We start from the raw sequence: 12,924 nt of genomic DNA on the forward strand, positions 1-12,924 counted from the left end.
ATTGAAGCCTTTCAAGCGTTTTCTTTGGCTCAATAGTTCAAAGCTTAAAGCTTTTTTAACGCTTTCTTTTTTAAGAATGAGGGCGTCTAAAGCATAAAGATAACGATCCAAACCGCTTAAAATGTTAGCGATAGCGATTTGTTCGTTTAGAGGGGGTAGGGGGATTAGTAAATTTTTAATTTTGTTTGGGCTAACTCCTAAAAAAATGCTACCACTTGCCAACTTTAATAATTTATTTTTTAGTGTTAACATTAGATAGTATAAAAATTCATTATTGATCTTTTCTAATGGTATCAGCGATTGAAAATCTTGATTTGTTGTAGCTACCACTTTAAGAATGGCACAATCTCCAATGCTGGCGCGACTTGTCAATAAAATTGTTCCTATAGGCAAAAGTTTGGCGCTTGACTTTTTTAACCCTAATGGCGTGATTGTTCGCTGACTTTTATAAACATATTTTGTTATGCCTATTTCTGTAGCCGTGAACCAATTAATACTGCCATTCCAAAATGATGTTATTTGAGTGCTAGGTGTGCCTCCGCCAATAATCTCGGCAATATCCCCAAGCCTTATTTTTTGCCAAGCTTTTGGTAAGGGCGTTGTTAATGCGTCCATGCGTTCTCCTGAATGGTTTTAAAAAAGATAACGCGCTCTATTTTTAGGGTGTTATCAAAAGCGTTTTTAGGGTTAAAATCCAGCCTTAATAGTAAAATCTCAATGTTTTTAACTAGCGAACTTGTTTTGATTTTAGAAGGGTTGTTGTGGAATAAGTCATTCCTGGCTTTTCGTATCAAGCTGAAAGCCTTTAAAAAATGATCCCAAGTACCATAGGCTGGCAAGGCATGTTCGTTGTGTGTTTTGTGATCTGCGAATAAGGGTTTAAAATCGCTCCAATACATTTTAATAATGGTTTCTAAAGCGCCAAGAGTGAATAAATTTAAAATTTGAAAGCCATTGTATCCTTCTAAACTTTCTAAATGGTGGGTGTTTTTTAAGCGTTCAATCTTATGCCTAAGCTTTTCAGACAAAAACCAATCGTCAATATCCTTGCTGCTGCGTTTTTGAGCCAAAATAACCGCCATTTTAGAACGCAAAGCCGTTTCAAAAAAATGTATCCATAAAAAAAGCATGTGGTGCGTTTTAATCCGTTTGTTGTAAAAGTGCATTAAAAAATCAAAAAGGTTATTGATTTCATTTTCTTTATTAGGGTATTTTTGTAACACGATACCCAATTCCTTACTAGCACCTATGAGGTAGTCATAGTGTAACACGCTGATAGATTTTTTTAATTGATCCAAACCCTTATCTTTGAAAGCGAGAGGGTTTTTTAGGGCTAGATGTTTTAAAATACGATGAAAAATTTCATTTTCAAGTTCCATTAAATTTCCTGCGCTATAATCGTTCTCAGTTTGGGGGTCTCATAGCGAGGATACGCTAGTCAAAAGGCACTCCAAACTTTTTAATATCAAACGACAATCCTCAAATCTTTCAAATGCTCTAAAACTTTTGATTCGCTCTCTTTGACTTCTTTGTCTAGTTCTAACAAGCTGTTAGAATAGCTTGAAATGATTTCATTAAGGGCGCTAGCAAAAGCGTTGATGCGTTTTTGGATCTTGTTTTCTAGGGCGTTTTTCAAGCTGTTGAGCCATTTGTCTTTGATGATGGATTCAAGGCTTTAAGCTCTCATCGCGCGCATGGAGTTGGCTAAGGCTAAAAGCGTAACCCCCACATCGCCAAAGACCGCTTCCCACAAGCTCGCTACCCCCATAAGCCCTAGCACGATAAAAACGGCTTTAATCCCCAAAGCGAACAAGATATTTTGCCAAATGATGCTTTTCGTTTTTTTAGCGATCGCTAAAACTTTCACTAAAGAGCTTAAGGAGTCATTAGTGATTACAATGTCTGCACTTTGCTTGCTCAATTCTGAGCCTTTCCCCATGCCAATCCCCACATCAGCGCTCGCTAGAGTCGGAGCGTCATTGATGCCATCGCCTACAAAAATCGCCGGGGCTTTATAGCGTTCTTTAAAGGTTTTAAACACGCTCGTTTTTTCTTCAGGCAACAAGCTCGCATAATATTCACAGCCTAGAGTTTGAGCGATGCTTTCAGTCGCGCTTTTTCTGTCCCCGCTCAAAATGCAAAAATTTTCTATCCCTTGCGCTTTCAAATCCCTTAAGCACTCTATGGCGTCGTCTTTAATCTCATCGCTAATGACGATATAGCCGATATAAGTTTGGTTAAAAGCCACATGCACGATCGTGCCGTTTTCTGGGGAAGGGCTGTGCGCGATATGGAATTGATCGAGCATTTTTTCATTCCCTGCGATGATTAAATCCGTATGGCATTGCGCTTTAACCCCCATCCCGCTCAATTCTTCGTAATTTTTAATGTCATGCTGGTGCTTATCGTCCTTTAACATTTCTTCGCATGCTTTTTGAATGGATAAAGCGATCGGGTGCGTGGATAAGAGCTGCGAGCAAGAAGCGTAATGCAAAACTTCTTCTTTAGAATGCCCGTTTTGCGGCACAATATCTGTTACTTTAAAAACGCCTTTAGTTAAAGTGCCGGTTTTATCAAAAGCGATGCTTTTAGCTTGGGTAAGCACCTCTAAAACATGCACGCCTTTCATTAAAATGCCCTTTCGGCTCGCTGCTCCCACGCCCCCAAAATACCCTAAAGGCACAGAAATCACTAACGCACAAGGGCAGCTCACCATTAAAGCCACAAGCCCCCTATAAATCCACTCATCAAAGCTCCCCATAGAAAACAAGGGCGGTAATATAGCGATCATTAGCGCAATGAATAAAACGCTTGGGGTGTAGTAGCGTGAAAATTTAGTGATAAATTTCTCGGTTTCGCTCTTTTCATTCGTGGCTTGTTGGACTAAATCCACCACTTTAGCGATAGAAGAATCTTTATAAAGTTTCTCTACTTGAATTTCAAGGACCGCTTTTAAATTCAAGCTCCCTCCTAAAACTTTAGAGCGTTCGCTGACATTAATGGGCATGGACTCCCCACTCAACGCCCTTTCATCTAGCAAACTTTCGCCCTTGATCACCACGCCATCAACAGGCACTTTTTCGCCGACTTTCACCACCACGATGTCATTAATTCTTAAATCTTCAGGTGCAACGCTCACTAATGCATCGCCCTTTTTCAAGTAGGCTAAATTAGGAGCGACATCCACTAAAGCCTTAAGGGATTTTTTAGAGCGAGCGATAGCGAGTTTTTGCAAAAATTCGCCCGCTGAATAAAACACCATAATAGACACACTCTCTTCATAAGCCCCCACGCAAAAAGCCGCAATAGTCGCAATGAGCATCAAAGCGTTTTCATCAAAAAATTGCCCTTTTCTAAGCCCACGAAACGCCCCTAAAATCACATCTTTACCGCTCACTAGATACACTAAAGCGAGCACCACAAACACCGCTTTTTCAATGAAAGGGCTAGGGTTTAGGTGTAAGATTAAAATCGCACCCAAAAAGACAGCGATCGTAACAATGAGTGGGGTAAAACTCAAGGGCTTTTCTGTAGCCTCTTTAAAAGACAGGCTCAAATGCGGTTCGTTTTGTTTGATGAAATCCTTAACTTTTTCAAAATCGCTCGTATCCAAAAACAGCTTACTGGTGCTGAAATTGATTTGAGCCTTTTTCACATAGTCCAGTTTGTTTAAATCCCTTTCTAATTTAGCCGCACAATCAGGGCAATCCAAATTGTGAATGTGGTATTCTTGCATTTTCTCTCCCTTATAAAAATCCTTTTAAGAAATCTTTCTAAAACTCAGCGCTTTAAGCATGTGAGATTTTTCTATATTCTCGCAAGCGTTTAAATCCGCAATCGTTCTAGCGACTTTTTTGACCTTATTGACAGAACGCATGGACAGATTAAACCTTTCAACCGCCTGCTCTAACAACTTTTGCGCTTCAGTATTTAAAGGGCAAAATCGTTCTATCTGCTCTTCATTAAGCTTACCATTAAAAGCGCTCTGTTTCCTTAATTTTTGCTGTTTGAAAGCTAATAACACTAATTCATGCATCTCTTTTGAAGTCCAAGAATGCGACGGCGTGTCTTTATAATTCCCCTCTTCCATTTGCACGAACAAATCAATCCTGTCTAAAAAAGGCTCGCTCAAGCGGTTTTTATACTGCGTAATTTCCCTATCTTGACAACGGCATGCTTTGGTTGCGCTGAGTAAATTCCCGCACAAGCAAGGGTTTTGAGCCCCCACAAATAAAAAAGAGGTGTCGTATTCAATCTTGCTATGCACTCTTGAGATCACTAATTTATTGTTTTCTAAAGGCTCTCTTAAAGCTTCCAAAATATCCTTTTTAAAATGGGGCAATTCATCAAAAAAAAGCATGCCGTTATGTGCTAATGCGATTTCGCCAGGTTTTGGCTCTCTTAAAGAGCTTGAGCCTAAAATGCTGGATTTTGAAGCGCTCTGGTGGGGATTTCTAAAACTCCTTAAAGGGTAATAGGCGCTGTCTTGTTCGCTTAAAATGCGTAATTTTGTCGCTTCTAGGATTTCATTCAGGCTTAAGGGAGGCAAAATATAACGCATGCGATTAATAATCATGCTTTTCCCGCACCCTGGACTTCCCTCTAAAATCAAGTTATGAAACCCGGCACTAGCGATCAAAGCGGCTTCTTTAGCGACAGCTTGCCCCTTAACTTCCTTAAAATCTAAGGCGTAGGCGTCTGAAAAATAATACTCTTTATCGTTCAATTCTATCGTTTTAAAGGGTAGTTTTTTCGTGTGGGTGTCTGCTTTGATTTCAGGGTTTTGCAAGATTTCCAACGCTTCTTTAAAATGCTCCACAAAAAAACATTGCAAATTAGGGATGAGCGAAAAAAGCTCTTCATTCGCTTTAGGCGCAATGACTTTAGCATGGGGGTGCTTAATGGCGATGTCTAAAAGCATGGGGAAAATGTTAGGATTGGGTTTGATCTTGCCATCAAGCCCCAACTCCCCAAAAGCAAACCACTCTTTAAAAGCCAATTCTTGTTTTTGCAAAGCGATTAAAAGAGCGATTGGCAAATCAAAATGGCTTCCGGATTTAGGCAAATCTGAGGGGAAAAGGTTGATGGTGATTTTTAAAGGCGGGAAAGTGAAATCGTTATTCTGTAAAGCCGATTGGACCCGCTGTTTGGCTTCTTGGATAGAGTTATTGGCCAGGCCTGAAATCACAAACGCCGGCAAAGCCCTTGTGAAAGTCGCCTCCACGGCTACGATTTCTGCCACCCCCCTTTGCATGGTCGCGCAAAATATCGTGTTAATCATGGTTGTTACTTGTGTTTTTGTTTTTTTTGCAGCTCTTTGAGTTCTTTTTCAAATTTCTTACGCTTCAAAATGGATAATTTATCCACGAATAACACGCCATTGAGGTGATCTATCTCATGCTGAATGGCTACCGCTAAAAGTTCGCTCGCTTCTAAAACTTTCACTTCAGCGAAGCGGTTTTGATACTCTATTTTAACCTTTTCAAAACGCTCCACCTCTTCATAAAATCCCGGCACAGACAAGCACCCTTCTCTATACATCATTGATCCCCCAGTTTCTATAAACTTAGGGTTAATGATTTCTAAGCAGTCTTCTTTGTGTTGCAAATCGTCTTCTCGTGGGAGATTGATAATGAACATTCTTAAAGGCAAACCCACTTGAATAGCGGCTAACCCTATCCCCTCATTAGCGATCATACTCTCACGCATGTCGTCTAGCTGTTGGTGGAGTTTTGAATCAAAAGAAACGACTTCTTTAGAAATCGTTCTTAAGATTTTAGAAGGGTAATGGATAATCTCTAATAACGCCATGCAATCACTTCACATTTTTCTGTAACACTTTATCAATCAAGCCATACTCTTTAGCTTCTTTAGCGCTCATATAAAAATCCCTGTCCGTGTCTTTAGCGATTTGCTCCAAACTCTGCCCTGAGTTTTGAGCCAAAATAGAATTCATCAAACCCTTAAGCCTAAGGATCTCATTAGAAATGATTTCAATATCGCTCGCTTGCCCTTGAGCCCCCCCTAAAGGCTGGTGGATCATAATCCTTGAATGGGGCAGTGAAAAGCGCTTGCCCTTAGCCCCACAGCTCAGTAAAAACGCCCCCATAGAAGCCGCTTGACCGATGCAAATCGTGGAAACATCAGGGCGGATAAAATTCATCGTATCATAAATGCTAAGACCGCTTGTTATCACCCCACCGGGAGAATTGATATACAAGCCAATGTCTTTTTCAGGGTCTTCAGCTTCCAAAAACAAGAGTTGGGCCACGATAGAAGACGCCACGCTATCGTTAATCTCACCGCTCAATAAAACAATGCGATCCTTTAAAAGGCGCGAGTAAATATCATAGCTGCGTTCGCCACGCTCTGTATTTTCTATTACATAAGGAATGTATCCCATCATTTTTCCCTTTTAATCGTTTAACCCACTTGAGTTTTTTGAGCGTTAGGCCTCATTTTTTCCAAAATTTCTTGCTGCTCTTTAGGCAGGTTTTTATCCAACAAATAAGCTAACACCCTATCTTCAATCATCGCCATTTTCACCGCCGCCAACATGTTATTTTTGCGGTATTGCTCAATGAGATTTTCTGGGTTTTGCCCTGTCATCATCGCTTCATAATACAAGGTTTGAAAGACTTCATTATCATGCACGCCAATTTTTTCTTCTTTCGCTAGAGCGTCAATGACAAAAGTGATTTTCACGCTTTTTGTCGCATCATTCCTAAAACTTTCACGCTTTTCTTTGGCTTTTTCTTGACTTTCTTGTAAGGATTTGACTTCTTCAGCTTGCATGGAATAAAGAGCGTTCCTAAATAACAAATCCATTTCTTGCTCTATGATCGTTTTAGGCAAATCAAAAACGATCTTTTCGTCTAAATTTTCAATCAATTTTTCTTTCAGCTCTTCATTATAGAGCCTGGCTTTATTTTCTAAAAACAACTGCCCTTTAACCCTTTCTTTTAAAAGCTCTAAGGTCGCATTTTCTTCATTGGCTAAGACGATTTTAGCGAGTTCGTCATTGATTTCTAACGCTTCACGCGCTTGAATCTGGTGCAATTTCACTTTAAAAAGGGCTTCTTTGCCGGCTAAATGCTCTGCGTGGTATCCGCTAGGGAAAGTCAAAGGGAATTCTTTTTCTTCGCTCGCTTGCATGCCTAAAAGAGCCTTTTCAAAATCTTCTAGCATTTGCTTACTGCCTAAAATCAAACTGAAATTCTCAGCCTTGCCCCCTTCAAAAGGCGCATTATCTATAAAGCCTTCAAAATCAATTATCAATTTATCGTCGTTTTGGGCTTTTCTTTGAGCGTCAGTATCCACAAATTTCGCATAGTCTTTAGCGAGCTGTTTCAAACGCTCATCAATTTTTTCTTCATTGGGGATTTCCACTCCCACGCTAGGCACGCACTCTTGGATCTTGTCTAAAACAATCGTGGGTTTTAAGCCGATGTCCGCTTCTATTTCAAAATGCGTGTCTTTTTTTTCAAATTTAGTGAAATTGGGGCTACCGATGAGATCCTTAGTTTCAATCCCTAATTCTTTAAGAGCGTTTTTTAAAACCTCTTGAATCATCTCTTCTTGAGCGTCTTGATCAATTTGGGCTTGATAACGGGTTTTCACTAAACTAATGGGGACTTTACCTCTCCTAAAGCCATCAATCTTAACTTTTTGGGCGATTTTTTGAGCGATTTTATCATAACGCTTTTCTAAATCTTCAACAGAAGGTTTAGCGCTCAAACGGGCGTTAGCGGTGTCAATCTTTTTCACTTCAAGATTCATTTCTTTCCTTAATGGCTAAAAAATTAAATTTTTGTATCATTATAGCTTAATTTGTTTTAATTCCGGTTGATAAAAAGCGGTTTTAATTCTGGTTTTCAAAAATTGAAAAAACTAAAAGTCATAAGTTGAAGTGAGATAGACAGAAATATTGCGCTTGAAATGAAGGGTGTATAAAGGGGTTTTAAAATAATCATTGGTTAAAAAAGGGATGCGCGCGCCAAATTCTATCGCCCAATTCTTATACCTTGAAAAGCGGTAACGATACCCCACATTCAGCATCACTTGAAACATGTAAGGGTGATAAACGCTTGAAGGATCTTTAGCCCACTTTTTAAAAATCTTTGTTTCATAAAACCAGGTTTCTCCCACGAAATTCATCCCTAAAATCAGCGTCCCAAAAGCGCGTTTGTATAAAAAGTCAGCTCCCGCGCCATAAAAAATAGCGTTAATAAAAGTCTCTTTTCTTTGCAATTTTTCTCTATAGCTTTTAGGGATCTGCGAACTCTCCCTCAAACTATCGCCCAATACGCCTTTATTTTTAAGAAAAAACCCATAAGCATAATCCAAAGAGACATAAAAACGGAAGCCGTAGCGCTCTTTTTTAGGAAAAAATTGTTTATAGCCATAAATCAAACTGACTTCAGCAAAAGGAATGTTTCGGTATTTTGAATGGTTTTCAAATTTTTCCCTACTCTGTAGCCATGACATTTGCACCACGCTTGTGCCGTAATAATGGGAGCTTTTGTCTGTGTTAAAAGGTTTTCTTTTGGGCTTTTTAGACGCGGTAAAACATGGGGGGTGGGTTTTACCCCTTAAACACTTCTTGGCTAAAAACCGCTGGTACCCTAGATTTTCTTTTTTGGCGATCGTATAAGTAACCAGATCATCAGCCCCTAAATACACGCTTAAAAAGAACGCTAAAAACCCTTTTTTAAGCAGTTTGTTCAAGCGTTCTTTATCTTATGCGTTATTTGTCTTTATCGGTTTCTCTTGTTTTTCAATTCCTTGGCGTCTTTTTGATAAGATTCTAAATTCCTTTGAGTGAGTTTCTTATCCATTTCTTGCATGATACTTGCAAAAATCTTATTCAAAGCGCTCTTGATCGCGTCATTAGAATTATCCGTCCCCTTAACCATGGTGCTAACTAACCCTCCGCTATGGCTTGAATGGGTGGTTTTTAAGAATTTTTCTTGAATGTCCAACTCGCTCAAATCCATCGTAAAGGAATCTAAAGATTCCCCACTCATAGGCTCTAGTATGGTAACCTTGACAAAACCGGCCGGGATTAAAACCCCTTCCATTTTATCCAAACCAGTGGAGAATAATAACCCGGGTTCTGATTTTTTCTGTATGGTTCTTTTAGGATCGGGGCGTAAAACAATTTCGCCATTCATAGCAACCGCCAAATACCCTTCTTTTTTTTGCGCAAAAGAAAAATCGTCTTTATCGCTACTATCCACATTGATAACCTTGTAGCCCTGATTTTGCAAGATCTCTTCAACTTTAAGCGTGGTTTGATTCTTAAATTTGTTTTCATACTCTTTAGCAATATTATCGCTGTATTGGAAAGCTGGCTTTAAAAGTAAAATCTTTTCATCTAACGCTTGAACTTTCTCGCTAGCTGGATGGTAATTCAATTTCAAAGCGACTTCATTGGTTTCAATAATATGCGGGCTACACCCCACTAATAAAGCCACCACGCTTGCGCCTAAAAGGTATTTTTTCCATGCAAAATCCTTAAAATGACCATTTGTTTTCATCGTTCTATCCTTGATTGTAATATTTCAGACTTCTATAACAACAAATACGAAGCAACCAACACGCTTTTGTTGTCAAAATGTTATTTTACCCTAACATCTTTAGATTATTAGTTTTTTTCTATTTTTTAGCGTTATAATCCCCGCTTTTGCCTCCACTCTTATGCTCTAACATCACACCGCTAATTGTCATGCTCTTATCAATGGCTTTCACCATGTCATAAATGGTTAAAAGCCCTACGCTCACACTCATTAGCGCTTCCATTTCCACGCCCGTTTTAGCTTGAGTTTTGACTCTCGCATAGAGTTTAAAGCTGCAAGTCTCTTTTTCTTCTAAAATATCAATATCCACCCCATTGAGCATGATTGAATGGCACATGGGAATGAGCTCGCTTGTCTTTTTAGCCCCCATAATCCCAGCAATAATAGCAGTCTGTAACACCGGACCCTTTTTGACGCAATGATTAACAATAGCGTCATAAGCCTCTTTATTCATGCTGATACGACCGCTTGCTAAAGCGATTCTTTCAGTGGTTTCTTTATCCCCTATATCCACCATTTTAGGCTGATTTTCTCCATTCAAATGAGTGAGCGGCATTTTTTTATCCTATTGTTTGGGGCGAAACGCTTGAATGTTTTTTTCATTCACTTGCATATAATTCCCTAAAATCAAATCCACGCAATAAGGAATCGCTGGAAAAACCGCTTCTAAGCATTCTCTAATGCTTTTTGGCTTACCAGGAAGATTAATGATCAAACTCTTATTCCTAATGCCAGCGCTCTGGCGCGATAGAATCGCTGTAGGCACGTATTTTAAGCTAGTCATTCGCATAAGCTCTCCAAACCCAGGAAGCATTTTTTGGCACACTTTTTCTGTGGCTTCTGGGGTTATATCTCTTAAAGCAGGGCCTGTGCCTCCTGTAGTAACGACTAGATCGCATTGGTATTCATCGCACATTTTAATCAGCGATTTTTCAATCAAATCCCTTTCATCAGCGACAATTTCATAATGAAATTCTAAAGGATTGAGCAGGTATTCGCTCAACACTTCTTGTATCGCTTTCCCGCTTAAATCTTCATAAATCCCTTTTGACGCCCTATCGCTCGCGCTCAAAACGCCTATATGAATCGTTTGCATTTGAACTCCTTTTTAAGCTAAAAGCCCACTCCCTTTTAAAGGGTGGCTTCTTTCTTTAGCGTAAATGCGTTTATTATCAATCAAATCGTATTTCCAAATAGGAGCGTTACGCTTAAAATCTTCAATAAAATCTTGGTATAGTTCTAAAGCATTTTTTCTATTCTTTCCCATTAAAACGCATAAAAATGAGCTTTGTCCTATCAAAACATCGCCCAGGCTGTGCGCCATTTTTAACACCACGCCCAAATCTTTGGCTTTATGGTGCCATTTTTCAAACCAAGTCTTTAATAGCGCTTCATAAATATCAAAACTCAAGCCTTGAATGTTACCCTCTCCTCTCACAATCCCCACAAACACACAAAACGCTCCAAAGTTTTTAATGCAAGCTTCCTCTTGGTAGGCTTTTAAAAGCTCACTAGTATCCAATGCCCCTTGAATGATTTTTAACACCTAGCCCCCACAAACCGGTGGCAACAAACTTATCACATCGCCATCTTTTAAAGGCGTGTTTAAATTGTCTATCAAATGATCATTAAGGGCTATCGCGCAAACGCCCAACCACTCTTTTAAGCCCTCTTTTTCTTGTAAAATCGCTCTTAATTCTTTCAAATCATTCGCTTTGATGAAAAAATTTTCTTCTTTTATAGGTCCAAAGAATCGCACTTCCACCATTATTTACCCTTATATTAAATCTTTTAAAAGCATGATTTTAATATTTTTAAAACCTCTTTGAAAAGCGCTTTTAGTTTTCACAATAAATGCCCCATTTTGAGCTTTTTGACTTCCAAATACCCTTGATTGTGTTCATTAGCGCACACGATCAAGCTCTCTCTTGTTACCTCAGCGTATTTTTCTAAAGCGGCGATTTTTTTAGGATTGTTTGTGAGTAAGCGCATTTTTTTAATATGGTAATATTCTAAAATCTCACCCGCAACACTATAATCCCTTTCATCGTCTTTAAACCCTATCATTTCATTGGCTTGAATGGTATCATAGCCCTTATCTTGTAAAGCGTAGGCATTGACTTTATTAAATAGCCCTATCCCACGCCCTTCTTGGCGCAAATAAATCACTAGCCCCCCTTCTTTAGAAATCCTTTCTAACGCCATTTGCAACGCCCCCCCGCAATCGCATTTTTGAGAGCCTAGAGCATCACCCGTTAAGCATTCTGAATGCAAACGCACTAAGGGGTTTTGAGAAAAATTAGGGGTGAAAATGACTAAATGATCTTTAGAGCCATTAGAACCCTTTTCTCTAAAACACTGGATACAAAACTCCCCAAATTGAGTGGGTAATTTGGCTTGGTTAGAAACTTCTAATCGTTTCAAGGATACTCCTAAAATTAGTTTTAAAACGCGTCTTTTAAAAAAAGGTATTCTATCAAAACTCTTTATAATTTTCTTACATTTTAAATTCTTAAAATTTGTAAGTCAAATTCAAACCATTGGGGCTTAAATTAGAACGGATTTCATGTTTATTATAAATCCCTAAAGCTTCCCCAAGCCCTAAATCTCTAATGATAAAACCGATAGGATCCATAAGAGCGATAACCAAACGCCCTAAAAATAAAGAGCCAAAAAGCCTGCCTTCGTTGCGTTGGATATAGTGCGTGAGCTGGTAAAACCCTTCCCCTAAAATGGAGCCTAATAAAGGGGTGATCACTAAATCCTGCCAGCTAGGTACTTCCACAAACGCTTCCAAGCCATATTCCCAAAAAAGCGTGGAAGTGATAAAAGAAAAAAACGCTGATGCCATCCAACTAAACCCAGCCATGCGCGGTTGCATATAATACATAGCCCCAAAATAAGGGTGCAAAATTTCATTAAAAATAAAACTATCATTGTCCAGTTTTGGCCCCATGCGGACATTTTCAAACCAACTTTTGACGCCAAACTTTTCTCTATCCCAATTCGTTACGCTCTCTGGCATGAGATACAACCCTACAATCCCTATCACCAATGACACGCCCAAAATCCCTATACTTGTGCCTAAATATTTCCAACGGCTATTTGGGGCATAAGGGATCGTATTACTCTTTTTAAACTTCTTTTTAAAGTGTTGCCAAATAAGATTTTTAGGGCTTCGTTTGAGCGTTTCTTCTAATTGAATGCTGTTAGCGTTTAAAAAACTACAGCCTAACCCCCAAATAATAACGCAAACCATCCAAATCTTTTGGAAGGTTTTTAAGAATATTTTCAATAATATTTTTAGGAATGTTTTTAATGAAATCAGCATAAACTCTATTATTAC

15 protein-coding genes and 1 pseudogene are annotated in these 12,924 nt (G+C 39.0%); all 16 read right to left on the reverse strand.

All coding sequences use genetic code 11. From position 1 onward, the window contains the following. Positions 1–615: restriction endonuclease subunit S (locus EWZ81_RS00755; protein ID WP_205250200.1), on the reverse strand; the 615-nt coding region annotated here is incomplete at its 3' end. After that, complete coding sequence (locus tag EWZ81_RS00760; RefSeq protein WP_033705968.1) at positions 603–1,379, reverse strand: CAAX amino protease; 777 nt, start codon at positions 1,377–1,379, stop codon at positions 603–605. The genes EWZ81_RS00755 and EWZ81_RS00760, both read right to left, overlap by 13 nt. 86 nt (positions 1,380–1,465) lie before the next feature. Further along, a pseudogene (locus EWZ81_RS00765) lies at positions 1,466–1,663 on the reverse strand (restriction endonuclease subunit M); the annotation flags it as partial. Positions 1,664–1,675: 12 nt separating this feature from the next. Then, positions 1,676–3,736, reverse strand: a complete 2,061-nt coding sequence (locus EWZ81_RS00770; protein ID WP_165548659.1) for a heavy metal translocating P-type ATPase — start codon at positions 3,734–3,736, stop codon at positions 1,676–1,678. 24 nt (positions 3,737–3,760) lie between these two features. Then, the gene (locus EWZ81_RS00775) at positions 3,761–5,281 is read right to left on the reverse strand and encodes a YifB family Mg chelatase-like AAA ATPase (protein ID WP_165548661.1); all 1,521 of its coding nucleotides are present in this window, start codon (positions 5,279–5,281) and stop codon (positions 3,761–3,763) included. 5 nt (positions 5,282–5,286) lie between these two features. Continuing rightward, positions 5,287–5,811, reverse strand: a complete 525-nt coding sequence (gene def, locus EWZ81_RS00780) for a peptide deformylase (RefSeq protein WP_165548663.1) — start codon at positions 5,809–5,811, stop codon at positions 5,287–5,289. A 4-nt stretch (positions 5,812–5,815) separates the two neighbouring features. Beyond that, the gene (clpP, locus tag EWZ81_RS00785) at positions 5,816–6,403 is read right to left on the reverse strand and encodes an ATP-dependent Clp endopeptidase proteolytic subunit ClpP (protein ID WP_000540576.1); all 588 of its coding nucleotides are present in this window, start codon (positions 6,401–6,403) and stop codon (positions 5,816–5,818) included. 20 nt (positions 6,404–6,423) lie between these two features. Then, positions 6,424–7,779 (reverse strand): trigger factor, encoded by a 1,356-nt coding sequence (tig, locus tag EWZ81_RS00790; RefSeq protein ID WP_165548665.1) that lies wholly within the window; start codon positions 7,777–7,779, stop codon positions 6,424–6,426. A 111-nt stretch (positions 7,780–7,890) separates the two neighbouring features. Further along, positions 7,891–8,727: an outer membrane protein gene (locus EWZ81_RS00795; RefSeq protein WP_165548667.1), complete on the reverse strand. Its 837-nt coding sequence runs from the start codon at positions 8,725–8,727 to the stop codon at positions 7,891–7,893. A gap of 29 nt (positions 8,728–8,756) precedes the next feature. After that, entirely contained in the window at positions 8,757–9,539 is a 783-nt protein-coding gene (gene hpaA, locus EWZ81_RS00800; RefSeq protein ID WP_000855942.1) for a flagellar sheath lipoprotein HpaA, read from the reverse strand. Positions 9,540–9,657: 118 nt separating this feature from the next. Then, complete coding sequence (moaC, locus tag EWZ81_RS00805) at positions 9,658–10,134, reverse strand: cyclic pyranopterin monophosphate synthase MoaC (RefSeq protein ID WP_165548669.1); 477 nt, start codon at positions 10,132–10,134, stop codon at positions 9,658–9,660. Between the two features lie 9 nt (positions 10,135–10,143). Then, positions 10,144–10,674: a molybdopterin adenylyltransferase gene (gene mog, locus EWZ81_RS00810; protein ID WP_001193314.1), complete on the reverse strand. Its 531-nt coding sequence runs from the start codon at positions 10,672–10,674 to the stop codon at positions 10,144–10,146. Between the two features lie 12 nt (positions 10,675–10,686). Beyond that, a complete protein-coding gene (locus EWZ81_RS00815; RefSeq protein WP_165548672.1) occupies positions 10,687–11,124 on the reverse strand; it encodes a molybdenum cofactor biosynthesis protein MoaE in 438 nt (145 codons plus the stop codon). Then, complete coding sequence (locus EWZ81_RS00820) at positions 11,125–11,346, reverse strand: MoaD/ThiS family protein (RefSeq protein ID WP_000230572.1); 222 nt, start codon at positions 11,344–11,346, stop codon at positions 11,125–11,127. A 77-nt stretch (positions 11,347–11,423) separates the two neighbouring features. Continuing rightward, positions 11,424–12,002, reverse strand: coding sequence for a GTP cyclohydrolase II (gene ribA / locus EWZ81_RS00825; protein ID WP_000825029.1), 579 nt, complete (start codon positions 12,000–12,002; stop codon positions 11,424–11,426). 88 nt (positions 12,003–12,090) lie between these two features. Beyond that, positions 12,091–12,837, reverse strand: coding sequence for a DUF3943 domain-containing protein (locus tag EWZ81_RS00830; protein ID WP_240146726.1), 747 nt, complete (start codon positions 12,835–12,837; stop codon positions 12,091–12,093). Positions 12,838–12,924: the final 87 nt, after the last annotated feature.

The organism is Helicobacter pylori (assembly GCF_011140715.1).
In the GTDB taxonomy this organism is placed as follows: domain Bacteria; phylum Campylobacterota; class Campylobacteria; order Campylobacterales; family Helicobacteraceae; genus Helicobacter; species Helicobacter pylori_DA.

Bases quoted from the DNA above. Each gene is read 5' to 3' on its own strand.
- EWZ81_RS00760 (WP_033705968.1), bottom strand. From the start codon at position 1,379: ATGGAACTTGAAAATGAAATTTTTCATCGTATTTTAAAACATCTAGCC.
- EWZ81_RS00770 (WP_165548659.1), bottom strand. From the start codon at position 3,736: ATGCAAGAATACCACATTCACAATTTGGATTGCCCTGATTGTGCGGCT.
- EWZ81_RS00775 (WP_165548661.1), bottom strand. From the start codon at position 5,281: ATGATTAACACGATATTTTGCGCGACCATGCAAAGGGGGGTGGCAGAA.
- def (WP_165548663.1), bottom strand. From the start codon at position 5,811: ATGGCGTTATTAGAGATTATCCATTACCCTTCTAAAATCTTAAGAACG.
- clpP (WP_000540576.1), bottom strand. From the start codon at position 6,403: ATGGGATACATTCCTTATGTAATAGAAAATACAGAGCGTGGCGAACGC.
- tig (WP_165548665.1), bottom strand. From the start codon at position 7,779: ATGAATCTTGAAGTGAAAAAGATTGACACCGCTAACGCCCGTTTGAGC.
- hpaA (WP_000855942.1), bottom strand. From the start codon at position 9,539: ATGAAAACAAATGGTCATTTTAAGGATTTTGCATGGAAAAAATACCTT.
- moaC (WP_165548669.1), bottom strand. From the start codon at position 10,134: ATGCCGCTCACTCATTTGAATGGAGAAAATCAGCCTAAAATGGTGGAT.
- mog (WP_001193314.1), bottom strand. From the start codon at position 10,674: ATGCAAACGATTCATATAGGCGTTTTGAGCGCGAGCGATAGGGCGTCA.
- EWZ81_RS00820 (WP_000230572.1), bottom strand. From the start codon at position 11,346: ATGGTGGAAGTGCGATTCTTTGGACCTATAAAAGAAGAAAATTTTTTC.
- EWZ81_RS00830 (WP_240146726.1), bottom strand. From the start codon at position 12,837: ATGGTTTGCGTTATTATTTGGGGGTTAGGCTGTAGTTTTTTAAACGCT.